Annotated in this window: 13 protein-coding genes; 4 read left to right on the top strand and 9 right to left on the bottom strand. The window is 69.4% G+C overall.

Annotated elements, in window-relative coordinates; all coding sequences use genetic code 11:
* Nucleotides 1-12 precede the first annotated feature (12 nt).
* The 4 genes from tatC to ACFOPO_RS10600 form a co-directional block, all read right to left on the bottom strand.
* A complete protein-coding gene (gene tatC, locus ACFOPO_RS10615; RefSeq protein ID WP_386703163.1) occupies nt 13-789 on the bottom strand; it encodes a twin-arginine translocase subunit TatC in 777 nt (258 codons plus the stop codon).
* On the bottom strand, nt 786-1,241 hold the full coding sequence (tatB, locus tag ACFOPO_RS10610) for a Sec-independent protein translocase protein TatB (RefSeq protein WP_386703162.1): 456 nt from the start codon (nt 1,239-1,241) through the stop codon (nt 786-788). Before tatB ends, tatC begins: the two co-directional genes overlap by 4 nt.
* Before the next feature lie 34 nt (nt 1,242-1,275).
* Entirely contained in the window at nt 1,276-1,512 is a 237-nt protein-coding gene (gene tatA, locus ACFOPO_RS10605; RefSeq protein ID WP_386703161.1) for a Sec-independent protein translocase subunit TatA, read from the bottom strand.
* Nucleotides 1,513-1,614: 102 nt separating this feature from the next.
* Nucleotides 1,615-2,502, bottom strand: a complete 888-nt coding sequence (locus tag ACFOPO_RS10600; RefSeq protein WP_386703307.1) for a lipid-binding SYLF domain-containing protein — start codon at nt 2,500-2,502, stop codon at nt 1,615-1,617.
* A gap of 277 nt (nt 2,503-2,779) precedes the next feature.
* On the opposite strand from ACFOPO_RS10600, the gene hemH reads away from it, so the two are divergent.
* Both hemH and ACFOPO_RS10590 read left to right on the top strand, forming a co-directional pair.
* Complete coding sequence (hemH, locus tag ACFOPO_RS10595) at nt 2,780-3,805, top strand: ferrochelatase (RefSeq protein WP_386703160.1); 1,026 nt, start codon at nt 2,780-2,782, stop codon at nt 3,803-3,805.
* Nucleotides 3,806-3,819: 14 nt separating this feature from the next.
* Complete coding sequence (locus ACFOPO_RS10590; RefSeq protein ID WP_386703306.1) at nt 3,820-4,689, top strand: alpha/beta fold hydrolase; 870 nt, start codon at nt 3,820-3,822, stop codon at nt 4,687-4,689.
* A gap of 43 nt (nt 4,690-4,732) precedes the next feature.
* On the opposite strand, the gene ACFOPO_RS10585 is transcribed toward ACFOPO_RS10590, so the two are convergent.
* From ACFOPO_RS10585 to ttcA, 3 genes are all read right to left on the bottom strand, one after another.
* A complete protein-coding gene (locus ACFOPO_RS10585) occupies nt 4,733-5,533 on the bottom strand; it encodes a SprT family zinc-dependent metalloprotease (RefSeq protein ID WP_386703159.1) in 801 nt (266 codons plus the stop codon).
* A 73-nt stretch (nt 5,534-5,606) separates the two neighbouring features.
* Entirely contained in the window at nt 5,607-6,512 is a 906-nt protein-coding gene (locus ACFOPO_RS10580) for a recombination-associated protein RdgC (RefSeq protein ID WP_386703158.1), read from the bottom strand.
* A gap of 134 nt (nt 6,513-6,646) precedes the next feature.
* Nucleotides 6,647-7,549 (bottom strand): tRNA 2-thiocytidine(32) synthetase TtcA, encoded by a 903-nt coding sequence (gene ttcA / locus ACFOPO_RS10575; RefSeq protein ID WP_386703157.1) that lies wholly within the window; start codon nt 7,547-7,549, stop codon nt 6,647-6,649.
* A gap of 92 nt (nt 7,550-7,641) precedes the next feature.
* Here ttcA and ACFOPO_RS10570 point away from each other — a divergent pair, with 92 nt between their 5' ends.
* Entirely contained in the window at nt 7,642-7,851 is a 210-nt protein-coding gene (locus ACFOPO_RS10570; protein ID WP_200607831.1) for a YdcH family protein, read from the top strand.
* A 12-nt stretch (nt 7,852-7,863) separates the two neighbouring features.
* On the opposite strand, the gene ACFOPO_RS10565 is transcribed toward ACFOPO_RS10570, so the two are convergent.
* A complete protein-coding gene (locus tag ACFOPO_RS10565) occupies nt 7,864-10,611 on the bottom strand; it encodes a tetratricopeptide repeat protein (RefSeq protein WP_386703156.1) in 2,748 nt (915 codons plus the stop codon).
* A gap of 135 nt (nt 10,612-10,746) precedes the next feature.
* Between ACFOPO_RS10565 and ACFOPO_RS10560 the strand changes: the two genes are divergently transcribed.
* The gene (locus ACFOPO_RS10560) at nt 10,747-11,439 is read left to right on the top strand and encodes a hypothetical protein (protein WP_386703155.1); all 693 of its coding nucleotides are present in this window, start codon (nt 10,747-10,749) and stop codon (nt 11,437-11,439) included.
* Here ACFOPO_RS10560 and plsB read toward each other — a convergent pair.
* A complete protein-coding gene (gene plsB / locus ACFOPO_RS10555; RefSeq protein WP_386703154.1) occupies nt 11,423-14,290 on the bottom strand; it encodes a glycerol-3-phosphate 1-O-acyltransferase PlsB in 2,868 nt (955 codons plus the stop codon). The two genes, ACFOPO_RS10560 and plsB, sit on opposite strands and share 17 nt — an antisense overlap.
* Nucleotides 14,291-14,292 lie beyond the last annotated feature (2 nt).

The raw sequence follows: 14,292 nt of genomic DNA, 5'->3' as shown, positions 1-14,292 counted from the left end.
CGCTTACCCGGGCTACGGGGTGGGGTCGGCTTCGGGTTTCTGGGGGACCAGCCAGCGCGCGGCGACGATGCCGATCTCGTACAGCGCGCACATCGGAATCGCCAGCATCAGCTGCGAGACCACGTCGGGCGGGGTGATGATCGCGGCGATCACGAACACGCCGACGACCGCGTAACCGCGCGAATCCCGCAGCTGCTGCGGCGTCACCCAGCCCAGCAGCACCAGGATCACCAGCGCCACCGGCAGCTCGAAGCTGGCACCAAACGCCAGGAAGATCACCAGCACGAAATCGAGGTACTTGCCGATGTCGGGCATCATCGCCACGACATCCGGGGTGAACCTGGCGAGGAAGCCGAACACCGACGGCAGCACCAGGAAGAAGGCGAACGCGCAGCCGATGTAGAACAGCGCCACCGCCGACACCAGCAGCGGCACGGCCAGGCGCTTCTCGCGCTGGTACAGGCCAGGAGCGACGAACGCCCAGGCCTGGTAGAGCAGCCACGGCACCGAGATCAGCAGCGCGGCGAAGAAGGCCAGCTTGACCGGCACGAAGAAACCGCCGGCCGGGTCGTTGGCGACCAGTTGCCCGCTTGCCGGCAGGTTCGCCAGCAGCGGCGCCGCCAGCAGGCCGTAGATGTCGGCCGAGAACGGCATCAGCACCAGGAACACCGCAATCAGGCCCACCACGGAGCGCAGCAGGCGCGCGCGCAGCTCGATCAGGTGGTCGATCAGGCGCGGCTCGGCGCCGGCGTCATGGTCGGCTTGCGCGTGTGCGGGATCTTGATTCATTGGCGCTTGGCCACGTCGTCCGCGGCCGGGAACGGGAGTTGTTGCGTGGGTGCATCAAGACCGGCGTCGCCCTCGGGCAAGGCCGGTGCTTCGGTGCTCTCGGCCGCGTCGCTGGGCGAGGAGGCCGGCGCGCGCAACTCCGCATCGATCTCGTCGACGCCGCGGCGCAGGGCATCGCCCTCGCGCTGGAGGCGGTCGCGCGCTACGTCCAGGCCGGACTTGAGCTCGTCGTGCGCCTCGCGCAGCGTCTGCTCGGTTTCGCGCAGGTTGCGCTTGAGCTCCTCGGCGGCCAGCTCGTGCTCGAGCTCGGACTTCACCGAGTGCCACTGCGCGCGGGCGCGCCGCACCCACAGGCCGGCGAAGCGCGCTGCCTTGGGCAGCCGCTCGGGGCCCAGCACGAGCAGGGCGACGATCGCGATGACGAACAGCTCGGAAAAGCCGATATCGAACATGGCCGGCTACCGACGCAGGTCAGGACACGCCGCGTCAGCGCGGCGTGCGGTCGTCTTGCTTGTTGGCCGTATCGCTGGACTGCTGCCCGGCGTCGCGCGAATCATCGCGCAGCTGCGCGGCGGGCTTGTCGTCCTCGTCGCGCATGCCCTTCTTGAAGCCCTTCACGGCCTCGCCAAGGTCCTTGCCGACGTTGCCCAGGCGCTTGGTGCCGAACACCAGCACCACGATCACCAGCACGATCAGCCAGTGCCAAAGACTCAAACCGCCCATGAGATTGTCCGCAGGAAATGGATGCTCAGGATACCCCAGCGCCGTTGCCGACGCTGTTACGGGTGTGTGCGAAGTCCCGCCGGATCAGCGCCGGCGACCCGTTCAGGGCAGCGGTTCAGCCTTGACCGGGCTTTCGACGGTCTCGAACTGGCCCGGCTTGGCCTGCGCAGGGCCGGCTTGCGGTGCCTGTATCGGCGCGGTGGTGGCCGACGCTGCTGGCGAGGTGGGAGCCGCCGGAGCCGCCGGACGCGCCGAAGAGGCCGGCGCGGTACCGCGGGCGCGTGCGTCGGCGCTGGCATTGCTGCGTGCGGTGCGCGCGATCGAGCTGGCTTCTTCGAGGCGATCACGGAAGTCGACCACCGCCGTCGACGGCTGGCCGTTGGCGCGGCCCTCGAAGATCATCCGCGGCGTGGTGTCGTTGCCATAGACCGCTTCGTTGGCGGCGTCGTCGATCGACAGCACGGCGCCGTCGAGGGCGATGCCCGCGAACAGGCCACGCGCGCGCGACCACGACCAGATCTCGGCCTTGAGCTGGCCGTCGGTGGCGGTGGAGGCGTTGCGGCCGACCGGACCGGCGGCGACGCCGGCATCGGCGCCGAGGGTGACCTTGCCGTTGACGATCGAATCCAGGCCGCGGTCGCTGCGGAACACCAGCACGATGTCGGCCGACTGCACGCCGGCCTGGAAACCGATGCTGCCGCCGGTGAGCTTGACGAAGCTGGGGTTGGACCAGGTGCCGTCGGGGTTCTTCACCGACAGCAGGCCATGGCCGCGACGGCCGCCGAGGACCAGGCCGACCTTGAGCGAATCGGGCACGACGACAATGCCGCGTGCCTCGTCGAGCAGCTTGTCGGGGATGCCGGCTTCGGGAATCTGCTGGATCTGCGTGAGCACCCGCACCGCGTCGACGGCACGCTGGTCCTCGGTCGGACCCGCCACCGCGGTCACGGCAAGACTGAGGCTGAGCACAAGGACGGCAAGGCGAGGCAGGCGACGTGCAGACGGACGGGACGACATGGCGGACTCCAGGGGATGTGGACTCGACCGCCAATGAGGGCAGTCGCTTCAGGCTAGTTATATGGCGATGAATCCTCACCGAACCGGCGCGAAAGGGAAAGCGACCCAAATGGCCCTGCGTCGCATAAGCTGAAAGATCCCACGGGGAATCGGCGGAATATCGGCGCGCGGGACATTACCCTTTCACGGTAGCGACCGGGGTTCGAATCCCACCCTCGGCAACCACGCGGCATGCTGTCATCCTATGCGGATGCAAGCCCCCGCCAGCATCGCCGTCGGTGACGACGCGCCTCCCGCATCCACCCCTGACACGGCACTCGTGCTGGTCAACCTCGGCACGCCCGACGCCGCGACACCCGCGGCGGTGCGTCGCTACCTGGCCGAATTCCTGTCCGATCGCCGCGTCGTCGCCCTGCCGCGCGCGCTGTGGCTGCCCTTGCTGCACCTGGTGATCCTGCCGCTGCGCTGCAAGCCGGTGGCCAGGAAGTACGCCAGCATCTGGGTGCCCGGCGACGATGGCGGCTCGCCGCTGGCGGTGTACACGCGTCGCCTGGCCAGGGTCGTGCAGGACGAATTGCCGGGCGTGCGCGTGATCGATGCAATGCGTTACGGCTCGCCTTCGCTGGCCTCGCGCCTGCGCCAGCTGCGCAACGAGGGCGTGCGCCGGGTGCTGGTGCTGCCGCTGTATCCGCAGTACTCCACCACCACCACCGCGTCGGTAGCCGACGTGCTGGGCGCTGCGAGCGACGGCCTGCAGACGCAGATGATCGACGACTACCACGTCGACGCGGGCTGGGTCGGAACGGTGGCGGCTTCGATCAGCGAGCAACGCGCGGCCAATGGCAGCGGCGAGCACCTGCTGTTCTCGTTCCACGGATTGCCGCAGCGCCTGGTCGATGCCGGCGATCCGTACGCCCGCCAGTGCGAGGCCAGTGCGCGCGCGATCGCGCAGCGCCTGGGCCTGGCCGACGACGCGTGGACGCTGAGCTACCAGTCGCGCTTCGGCCGCGACCGCTGGCTCGAACCGAGCACCCAGGGCACGTTGCGCGCGCTGGCCGCACGCGGCGTGCGCAACGTCGACGTGGTCGCGCCCGGGTTCCCGGTCGACTGCATCGAAACGCTGGAAGAAGTGGCGATGATGCTGGCCGAAGACTTCGCCGCGCAGTTCGCCGACGGCGGCGGCACGCTGCGCTACATCCCCTGTCTGAATGATCGTCGCGAGCACGCCCGAGTGTTGGCCGACATCGCAAGGAATCGCCTCGAGGCCTGGCACTGATGCCCGTACACCCCCTGCAGGAAATCGTCCTCGACACGCCGCTGGGCCGCATCACCGGCCTGCGCGGCGGCCAGCGCGGCGCGCCGCGCGTGCTGGCGCTGCACGGCTGGCTCGACAACGCCGCCAGCTTCGTGCCGCTGGCCGAGCACCTGCACGGCATCGACCTGGTCGCTGTGGATCTCCCCGGCCATGGCGCCAGCGCGCACCTGCCGCCGGGTGCGGACTATTCGTTCGCTGCTGCGGTCAATGCCGTGCTCGACGTCGCCGATGCATTGGGCTGGGATCGCTTCGCGCTGCTTGGCCACTCCATGGGCGCCGGCATTTCCAGCCTGGTCGCCGCGGCCTGCCCGCAGCGCGTGGAGCGACTGGTCGCCATCGAGGCGCTGGGCGCCTTGGCCGAAGTGCCCGAGCGCACCGTTTCGCGATTGCGCGACGCAGTCGCGGCGATGCGCGCGCTGCCGGGCAAGTCCTTGCGCGTGTTCCCCGACACGATGGTGGCGACGCGTGCGCGCATGGTCGCCGGCGCACAGGTTGGCAGCCGGTTGAGCGAATCGGCGTCGAAGATGCTGGTCGAACGCGGCGTGGTGCCGGTCGAGGGCGGCTTCGTCTGGTCCAGCGATCCGCGCCTGACGCTGCCGTCGATGCAACGCCTGACCGAGCAGCAGGTGCGCGACCTGGTGTCCGGCATCGAGTGTCCGACGCGGGTGATCTTTGCCAGCCCGGCGCAGTCGTATTTGCCCGATGCGCTGCGGCGCGAGCGTGCCGGGTTGTTGCCGCGCGGCGAGCTGGTCGTGCTGGAGGGCGGGCACCATCTGCACATGGAAGAGCCGGCGCTGGTGGCGGCGGCGATCGGAGATTTCCTGACGATGCCGCGCGACGGTTGAGCTGGGGGCCTGGATCCCGGCATTCGCCGGGATGAAGGTCTGCCTACGCCGTCGACTTTCCGCACAACGCCCGCAGCATCGCCTTCAACTGCCGGCCTTCGCCGTGGAAGTACTCGCGCTCATCGCGCCAGTACGGGCAGCGCGCCTCCACTTCACGCCAGAACGCGCGCGAATGATCAGCGTGGATCAGGTGGCAAAGCTCGTGCACCACCACATATTCGAATGCGCTCGGCCGCGCCAGCACCAGTGACAGGTCCAGCGCCATCGAGCCATCGGGCGCCAGCGAGCCCCACTGCGACGACATCATCTTGAACGTCACCCGTCGTGGCGCGCGCGGCAGCGACGGCAGGTAGCGCGGCAGCCAGCGGCCGACATCGGCGCGCGCCTGCGCTTCGTAGAAATCGCGCGCGGCGCGGCGGATCGCCACGTCGCCGGCACGCGCGGGCAGCGTGAACACCAGCGACTCACCATGCGATTCGAGCCGGCTGAATCGCCCTTGCTGCCATTGCAGCGGCAGCATCGCGCCACGCAACGGCAACTGCGCGGTGACGTCGCGTTCGAGCACCGGCGCATCGTCGATGCCATAGCGATCCAGCTGCGTCGCCAGCCAGTTTCGATGCTCGGCGACGAAGCGGTCGGCGGCGGCGATGCTGCATCGGGTCGGCATGGTCAGGCGCGCGCCACGCTCATCGACCGACAACTTCAGCCGCCGCGAGCGCGGATCGCGTACGCGTTGCAGGACTATCGCGCGGCCGTCATCCAGTTCGACCTCGAGCGACTCGCGCTCGATGGTGCGGGGCTTCGGCGCCAGCAGGCGACCGAACATTCGGAACTGGGACGGCATGGCGGACGGCTCGGTGGGGGTGCGAACACGGCTGCGGAAAGTTGCTTCCAATAGTACGTGCTCGCGGCCGCCGTCACAGCTCCGCGCGGGACAGCTTGAGCGCGCCTTCGAGAACCGTGAACAGGCGCTTGAACTCACCGGCCATCAGCACGAAGCGGGCATCGAGTTCGGCGCGCAGGTCCTCGCGCTCGGTCGACTCGAGCTCGTCGACGGCGCCGTCGAGCAGCTTGAACTTGCGCACCACCAGGTCCTCGCCGAGCACGAACGACACGTGGTCGTCGAGCGTCAGCGCCAGGCGCGTGACCTGCTTGCCGGACTCCAGGTGCTTGGCGATCTCGTCGCTCTGCAGCTCCATGCGCTGCACCTTGACCACGGCGCCCTGGTCGATCGGGTCGCGCAGTTCGCATTCGTCGCCCAGCGACAGGCCTTCGGGCATCTCCTCGCCGGCGACCCAGCCGGTCAGCACGGTGCGCGGCGCGATCTCGGCGTTGAGCGGCAACGCAGGGAAGCTGCCCAGCGCGCGGCGGATCTCGCTGACCACGTTCTCGCCGCTCTTGCGGCTGGAGGTGTCGACGGCGACCACGCCGTGGCCGAGGTCGATCAGCGCATCGGTGCGGCTGGGCTTGACGAAGGCGCGCGGCAGCAGGTCGGTGATCAGCTCGTCCTTGATGCGCTTGCGGGTGCGGCCGCCGGGCTTGCGGCCTTCCTTCTGTTCGATTTCGTCCAGCTTCTTGGCCAGCATGTCATTGACGACCGAGCCGGGCAGGATCTTGTCCTCGCCGCCGACGGCCAACCACGTGGCATCGCCACGCGTGTGCGAGAGCTCGTCGTCGCCGCGGCCGAACGGCGAGATGAAGCCGCGGCTGGACAGTTCCAGCGGGCCGACCGGCTTGAGCAGGCATTCGGCCAGGCCGGTGTTGAGTTCGTCGAGCTTGGTGGTGGTGGGGAAGCGGAACAGCGTCAGGTTGCGAAAGAACATCAGGATTCCCGGTGGAATTTATCGGCCGTCATTCCCGCGGAGGCGGGAATCCAGGGACGTTGGCTCTTGGCGAGCGAAGCGATGTCCATGGATTCCCGCGTGCGCGGGAATGACGGTGAGTGTCGTGCAATGCATCAGCCCTGCGTGTCGTCGCTTTGCGGTTCACCCGCCAGCCACGCGCGCGCATCCGGCAACGGCGCGTCACCGCGGCGGCCGAGCGAAAGAAAGTCGAACAGGTTCGGATCGGCCAGCTGCGACGGGCGCAGGTTGCCCAGTGCCCGGGCAATCGTTTCGATCCGCCCCGGTGTTTCGCGTTCCCAGGCGTCCATCATCTTCTTGACCTGCTTGCGCTGCAGGTTTTCCTGCGAGCCGCACAGGTTGCAGGGAATGATCGGGAACTGCCGGGCCTGCGCGTAGGCGCTGATGTCGTCTTCGCGCACGTAGGCCAGCGGCCGGATGACCACGTGCTGGCCGTCGTCGGACAGCAACTTGGGCGGCATGCCGGCGAGCTTGGCGTGGAAGAACAGGTTCAGGAAAAACGTGGACACCAGGTCGTCCCGGTGGTGGCCCAGGGCGATCTTGGTGAATCCCTGCTCGGCGGCATGCGCGTACAGCGCGCCGCGGCGCAGTCGCGAGCACAGCGAGCACATCGTCTTGCCTTCCGGCACCACGCGCGTGACCACCGAGTAGGTGTCCTGCTCGAGGATGCGGTACGGCACGCCGATCGATTCGAGGTACGTCGGCAGTACGTGTTCAGGGAAGTCCGGCTGCTTCTGGTCGAGGTTGACCGCGACCAGCTCGAATTTCACCGGTGCCTTGGCCTGCAGCTGCAGCAGGATGTCGAGCATGGTGTAGCTGTCCTTGCCGCCGGACAGGCACACCATGACCTTGTCGCCTTCCTCGATCATGCCGAAATCGGCGATCGCGCGACCGACCTGGTGGCGCAGGCGCTTGGCCAGCTTGTTGTTCTCGTGCGCGCGACGCTGCGGGGCGCGCACGTGGGGCTTTGGCTCGAGAAGGGGCAGGACGGTGCTCATCGGACGGCCATTCTACCGGGCCTCCAGCGGGCACGGCTTATGCCGGGAAGCCAACGGTTACGCCTGCAACGCGACCGCGTTAAGCTTCGCGGATGATCGAAAGCGACGATCCCGCCGTCCTCGCACGCCAGCTCGCCGAGCTGCGTCTGGAGCACCGCGACCTGGACGTGGCGATCGAGCGCCTGGTGCGCGAACCCGATGCCGACGAGTTGACGGTCAAGCGCCTGAAGAAGCGCAAGTTGTGGCTCAAGGACTGCATCTCGCGTCTGGAAAGCGCGCTGATCCCCGACGAGCCGGCCTGAGCGGGCGGGGCTTCAGCCCCGATCGGCGCGGCTCACCTGCTGCAGCAACGACGCCGATTCGCGCACCAGCGGATGGGTCGGCGCATAGAACGTGCGCAGCATCGCGTCGCAGGCGGCCGCCTGCGGGCGTGCCTGGCTGGCGTCGTGCTGGCGCAGGGTCAGCTGGGCCCGCAGGCAATCGCCTTCGCCACGCAACGGATGCGCGGCGGGGAGCTCGTCGCCGGCGCGCGCGTCATAGATCGCCAGCAGGGTGGCGGCGTCGTCGAGCCGGTCCAGTGCCAGCGCGGCGCGCACCCAGCGCAGCACGCGCGGGACGACGCGATCGCCGGGCTGTTCGAACAGGTGGACGCGATCGCGCATCGCCGCCTGCAGGCGCGCCAGGGCGATGTCGCGGTCACCGCTCATGGCTTCGGCCCAGGCCAGGTTGGCCTGCGCGCGAAGCGGCAGCGGGTGGTCGGGTTTGAGCGCGCCCGACCAGCTGTCCAGCAGTGATTGCAGCAGCGTGCGGGCTTCCTGCCACTGGCCGCGGCGCAGGCGGCTTTCGGTGCGCCAGATGTTGGGCATCTGCGCCTCGACCTGGCCTGCGCCCTGGGTCTGCTCGAAGATGCGCCGTGCGTTGAGCAGCAAGGGTTCGGCGGCGTCGTAGTCGCCGGTCTCGACCAGCACGCTGCCCAGCGAGTTGTACGCCCACGCCGTCCACGTCGTGGTTTCGCCGGAGCTGCGGTACAGCGCGAGCAGGTCCTCGAAGTGCTTGCGCGCCGGCGCGTACTGGCCGAGGCCGCGCGCGCACAGTCCCAGTGACCAGTACAGCTCGCCCTGTGACTTCGCATCGTCCTTGAGCGCCTGCGACGCCAGCAGCGGTTGCAGGATCGCCTGCGCCTGCGGGTAGCGGCCCTGCTCGGTGCGCAGCTGGCCCATTTTCAGGCTGGCGAACGCGCGCTCGGCCGGGGCGTCCTCGCTGCGGCGCAGTGCCGAGGCGCAGGCTTCCTCCGCTGCCGCGAGGTTGTTGGCGATGCGCTGCACGTCGCACAGGCCGGTCTCGACCCGGATCAGCGCCGGAATCTGGTCGCGGCCCAGTCCGCGGTAGAGCGCGCGCGCCTGGCGGTAATGGTTGATCGCCAGCGCGTGCCGGTCCTGGCCGAAGTAGACGTTTGCGACCAGTGCATGGACCGTGGCGGCCGCCGCGGGATCGTCGGCGAAACGCATGTCGACCTGGGCCGCGGCGCGATCGACGGCATCGCGGACGCTCTGGTTACCGACCGCGCGCTTTGCCGAATAGGGATCGGCCTGCGCCAACACGTCGCTGGTGACGAAGTCGAGCACCGCCTGGCGTTGCCGCGCATTCTCTTCGGCGAGCAGGCGCGCGCGATCGGCGCGAACCGACATTGCCGTGGTCGCGACCAGGCCCACCAGCAGCGCGGCAGCGACCGCGGCCCACATGCGCCGGCGGTTGCGCTCGCTGGCCTGGCGACGCGCAAGACGCTCGTCGTCTTCACGGCGGCGCAGCGCCTGGTCGCGTTCGGCGTGGCGCTGGTCGAGCGTGCGCAGGCGCGCGGCGAGCATGCGCGGATCGAGCACGCGCTGCTTCGGATCCAGTGCCGCGGCCTGGGCGATGTCCTCGCACAACAACGGATCGTCGAGCGCCGCCTCCCAGCCCGGTGCCAGCGAACGCCGCAGGTCACCGACGAGCAATTGATACAGCAGCACGCCCAGCGCATAGACGTCGCTGCTCTGGGTCGGCATCTCGCCGGCGATCACTTCCGGCGCGATGTAGAGCAGGCTGCCGGCCTGCGCCGATGTCAGCGAGTGGCTGCCATCGACGAGGCTGTAGGTGAGGCCGAGTTCAGCTATCTGCGGCGCCAGTGCGGCCTCGCCGGCGCCCAGGTCGGCGAGGACGAAGCGCCAGCCGCCGGGCGCTTCGCCGTCGGCGACCGGATAGAGATTCTCCGGCTTGAGGTCCTTGTGCAGGATGCCGATCTCGTGGAGCGCGGCCACCGCCTCGCACAGCTGCACGCACAGCGACAGCCGCTGCTGGAACGACAGTGCGGCCAACCCGCCCTGCGCCTGCGCCCAGTCGCGCAGGTGGCCGTGCGGGTAGTACGGCATCTCCAGGAAGAACGGCGGCTGCGCCAGGTTCCATCCCAGCACCGGCGCCACCGCCGGCAGGTCGGCGCGCACCGCCTGGATGTAGCGCGCCAGCGCGATCTCGCGCTTGAGGCTGCGCAGTCCGCTCTCGCTGGTGGCCAGCTTGATCGCGCGGGTATCGCCGCTGTCGGAACGGGCCAGGCAGATCACCCCGGCGCTGCCTTCGCCCAGGCGCTGGACCAGGCGCCAGCCCGGCCGGTGCGGCAGGCGGTCGCCGTCGCGCAGGCGCTCGGCATCGTGCGGGTGGGCGTGCACCTTCTCCACGGCAACGGCTTCGAACCGCACCGCCGCCGCCAACCGGTAGCCGTAACCGTGGACGACGCGGATCGCCGCGCCATCCTCGCCCAGCGCCTGGCGCAGGCGGCCGATCGCCTTGACCAGCGAGTTCTCCGACACCACGCGCCCGGGCCAGCCGGACTCCAGCAGTTCGTCCTTGGTCACCACTTCGCCGGCATGGCGCAGCAGCGCCAGCAGCACGTCGTATCCGCTGCGGTCGAGTTCGACCTCTACCGCGCCGGCCCGGACCGCGGCAATGCGCTCGTCGAGCACGACCTCGCCGTACCGCCAGATGCCCGGCGATGACGACAGATTCAAAGATGACGGCGACTCAGCCACGGCCCCCTCCGTCGCAGCGTGCATCGCACTTTGGCGCGTGGCCGGGCGATTCACAAGCTTTCAGAACTCTTCAGGAGGCGGCAAGGACTCGCCCCGCGCGACCCGGCACGATGCAGGAGGAGGGGGGGGGATGCCATGCAAACCGGTTCCAGGCGCGGCCACGGTCTGTCGCCATTCGGCGAACACGCCGCATCGCTGCGCTGGCAGGAGGCGATACAGACCGCCCAGCACGACCTCGCCGACGACCTGGCCCAGCTGATCGGCAGCGACGGCCTGGACCGCGACCGTTACCTGCGCTGGCTGGCGGCCGAAAGTGCCCTGTGCCGGACCGGCGCCTTCGTCCTGGAGTCGCTGGCGCCGGCGCTGACCTCGCCGGCGCTGCGGCACTTTGCCGGCGAACGCATGGCGAAGATGCGCGACTGGGAGCGGATGGCGGCGGCGGACGTGCGCCGCACCGACGGCATCGTCGCCGTCGCCCCAGTGGCAGCCGAGCCCTGGCGCGATTTCGTCGAGCGGCACCGGCAGCGGCGCCCGTACCGCGCACTCGGCGCGATCGCCCTGCACGAGGCAGTGACCGGTGGGATGGCCCGGCACGCCCTGCTCGCCGTGCTCGAACGCTCGTTCCTGCCGGTGCGCGGCTGCACCTACCTGCTGAACCGCCTGCTCGCCAGCGACGACGGCTGCGACTGGCGCTGGCTATGGCAACAGGCGGACGAAGGCGCGCAACGGCGCGCGCTGTGCGATGGCGCCTGGCATGCGGCGACGCTCTATCGCCGCATCGTCCAGACCGCCCTGCAGGGCGGGCCCCGGCTCAGCTCGCCGGGGTGACCGTCGTGTCCGGTTCGGCCTTGGCCGTCTCCGGGCTGATCTTCTCGATGGTGTGGCGCAGCTCGCGGCCGAGGATGACCTTGGCGTCCTTGGCCCACGCATCCAGGCGTGCGTCAAAGGCGAGCTTGCCGTTCTCGTCCGGCCACACCAGCTTCATCTCGCGCAGCTTCTGGATGAAGCCGCGGAACAGGGTCTTGTCGAAGAATTCCGGCGCCGCCGGTGCGTACAGCAGCGACAACCGCTGTGCCGCCAGCTGGCACATGCTCTCGAGCTGCGACGCGGTGAGCGTGCCCGCGCCGTTCTTCACCAGTACCGAAATGGCGATGTAGTAACGCTCGAAGGCCTGCTGCAGCGAGTGGCCGATCGCGCGCAGGCGGAACACCTCGTCGGTCTGGCCGGCGTTGCGGGCGAGGATGCCGCCTTCTTCCTCGTTGATGCGCTCGAGCAGGCCTTCGCGGATGAAGACCTCGATGGTGTCGTTGAGGCGCTGGGCAAACTCGTCCTCGCTCCACGGCAGGAACAGCTCGGCCTGCAGGAACGGATAGACATTGCGGCCCAGGCGCAGCACGCCGGCCTGGCTCATCCGACGGTTGTTCTGGAAGCAGCAGGCGATCCACGACGCCGCGGTGAACAGGTGCAGCACGTTGTTGCGGAAGTAGCTCAGCAGCACCGCGTTGTCGCCGCTGACACCCAGCACGTCGCCGAGCGGATGCGCGGTGCGGCTGAGGACGTTGATCTCCTCGCCGTGGGCGACGATTTCCTGCGGCGAGTGCGGCGTGACGGTGACGCGGTCGGAATACGGCAGCGTCGCCAGCAGCGTCTTGCTCAGCGTGATCTGCGCGAGCAGGTCGGCCTCGCCCATCGCGTGCTTGGGCGTGGACAGCAGTGCCAGCGCCAGCAGGTTGATCGGATTGACGTCGGCGGCGCGGTTGACGTTGACCTGGATCTGGTCGGCCAGCGCATCGACGGCACCGGACAGCCATGCAGGCTTCTCGTCCTCGCCGACCGGCTTGCCGTCCCAGTCGGGCGCGTGCTCGGCGAGCACGTCGTTGAGGCGGATCGGCTCGCCGAAGTTCACCACCACCTGGCCGTAGTTGCTGCGCAGCACCTTGGGGATGCCCCACAGCAGCGCCCAGATCGATTCCTTCTCCTTCGGCTTGCCCGACAGCTCGTCGAGGTAGCTGGTGCCTTCCATCAGCTTCTCGTAGCCGATGTACACCGGCTGGAACAGCACCGGCCGCGTGGGCTGGCGCAGGAACGCGCGCAGCGTCATCGCCACCATGCCGCCCTTGGGCTGCAGCAGCCGGCCGGTGCGCGAGCGACCGCCTTCGACGAAGTACTCGATCGAATAGCCGCCCGAGACCAGCTGCGCCACGTACTCGCCGAGCACCGCCGAGTACAGCGCGCTGCCGCGGATGCTGCGGCGGATGAAGAACGCGCCGCCCTTGCGCAGCAGCGTGCCGACCACCGGCAGGTTGAGGTTGATGCCGGCCACGATGTGCGGCGGCACGATGCCGCGCGTGTACAGCAGGTAGCTCAGCAGCAGGTAGTCCATGTGGCTGCGGTGGCAGGGCACATAGACCACTTCGTGGCCGGGCGCGTCGTCCTTGAGCTGGTCGAGGTGGTGCACCAGCACGCCGCGGTAGATGCGGTTCCACACCGGCGCCAGCAGGAAGCTGACCGAACGCACCACCGGATGCGAATAGTCGGCGGCGATCTCATAGGCGTAGGTGTGCGCCTTCTTCCAGGCATCGGCGAGCTTGGAGTTGTCGCGGCGGGCCTGGTCGGCGATGGCTTCGCGCACCGTGGCCGAGGTCAGCACCTGGTCGACCAGCAGACGCCGCGTCGACAGGTCCGGGCCGATCACCGCCGCGCGGATGCGGCGGAAGTGCGCCCGCAGCACGCGCGAGAGCTTGCGCACCGTGCGCTCGGCCGGCAGGCCTTCGTCGACGATCGCGCGCAGGCCAATGGGCGGTGCGAAGCGGACCAGGGTGTCGCGGCCGTTGAGGGCGATGGCCAGCAGGCGGCGGAAGCGGCCGACCAGGGTCCAGTTTTCCGAGAACAGCACCGAGAACCAGCCGCTGTTCTTGTCCGGCGCGCGGCCGACGAAGATCGACACCGGCACCAGCTGCACGTCGAGCGTCGGATCGCTGCGGTGCGCATCGAGCAGGCGCGCCAGCGAACTGGAATGGCTCTTGGTGGTCGGCTCGGCGGTGCCGGCAAGCGCCTGCAGCTGCGCCAGCGTGTTGACGTTGCGGCGCGACAGCGCGAGGTACGCGCGCTTGCGGCGCAGCGGGTCGCCCGGCAACGGCTGCAGCGGCGAAGGCAGGCCGGCTTCGCGGCAGGCGCGTTCCAGGATCAGGGCGTTGCTCAGGCCGTAGTCCTCGAGCACGTAGCACACCGGGCGACCGGTCCATTCCTCGGGGATCTCGGCGGCCGGATTGCGCGGCTCGATGGTCAGCTGCACCCACGGCGCCATCAGGCGGCCAAGCAGCTTGGCCCACCACGGGCGGCGCGGCTGGCCGGAACCGCGGCGGCGCTCGGGCCGGACGGACGCACCTGCGGCCGGGGCGGCAGGTATCGGCAGTTCGGGCTGGGATGGGTCGGGCTGGGACGGGTCGTGCTGGGACAAGCCGTGTTCCGTTGCGGGCGGCTCGTGGGCGTCCGGTGCGGTGCCGGTCATGGCTTCGGGCACGGCGTCCGCAGTCGCATCCATGGCGGCTTCGGAAGCGGCATCGGACATCGCTTCGGGCGCGGTCTCGGCAGCGCGCGACGTCGTCGCGTCGGTGGCCGGCGCGCCCTTGTCGGGTTCCGGGAAAGGCAGGGGAGTCTGGTTCGGCATCGCGGGCATTA

Source organism: Lysobacter sp. GCM10012299 (genome assembly GCF_042649405.1).
Taxonomy (GTDB): domain Bacteria; phylum Pseudomonadota; class Gammaproteobacteria; order Xanthomonadales; family Xanthomonadaceae; genus Lysobacter_J.
Note: the sequence above shows the minus strand (reverse complement) of the source record. Positions and strands in the feature narration are given on the sequence as shown.

Bases quoted from the DNA above. Each gene is read 5' to 3' on its own strand.
- tatC (WP_386703163.1), bottom strand. From the start codon at position 789: ATGAATCAAGATCCCGCACACGCGCAAGCCGACCATGACGCCGGCGCC.
- tatB (WP_386703162.1), bottom strand. From the start codon at position 1,241: ATGTTCGATATCGGCTTTTCCGAGCTGTTCGTCATCGCGATCGTCGCC.
- tatA (WP_386703161.1), bottom strand. From the start codon at position 1,512: ATGGGCGGTTTGAGTCTTTGGCACTGGCTGATCGTGCTGGTGATCGTG.
- hemH (WP_386703160.1), top strand. From the start codon at position 2,780: ATGCAAGCCCCCGCCAGCATCGCCGTCGGTGACGACGCGCCTCCCGCA.
- ACFOPO_RS10585 (WP_386703159.1), bottom strand. From the start codon at position 5,533: ATGCCGTCCCAGTTCCGAATGTTCGGTCGCCTGCTGGCGCCGAAGCCC.
- ACFOPO_RS10580 (WP_386703158.1), bottom strand. From the start codon at position 6,512: ATGTTCTTTCGCAACCTGACGCTGTTCCGCTTCCCCACCACCACCAAG.
- ttcA (WP_386703157.1), bottom strand. From the start codon at position 7,549: ATGAGCACCGTCCTGCCCCTTCTCGAGCCAAAGCCCCACGTGCGCGCC.
- ACFOPO_RS10570 (WP_200607831.1), top strand. From the start codon at position 7,642: ATGATCGAAAGCGACGATCCCGCCGTCCTCGCACGCCAGCTCGCCGAG.
- ACFOPO_RS10560 (WP_386703155.1), top strand. From the start codon at position 10,747: ATGCAAACCGGTTCCAGGCGCGGCCACGGTCTGTCGCCATTCGGCGAA.
- plsB (WP_386703154.1), bottom strand. From the start codon at position 14,290: ATGCCCGCGATGCCGAACCAGACTCCCCTGCCTTTCCCGGAACCCGAC.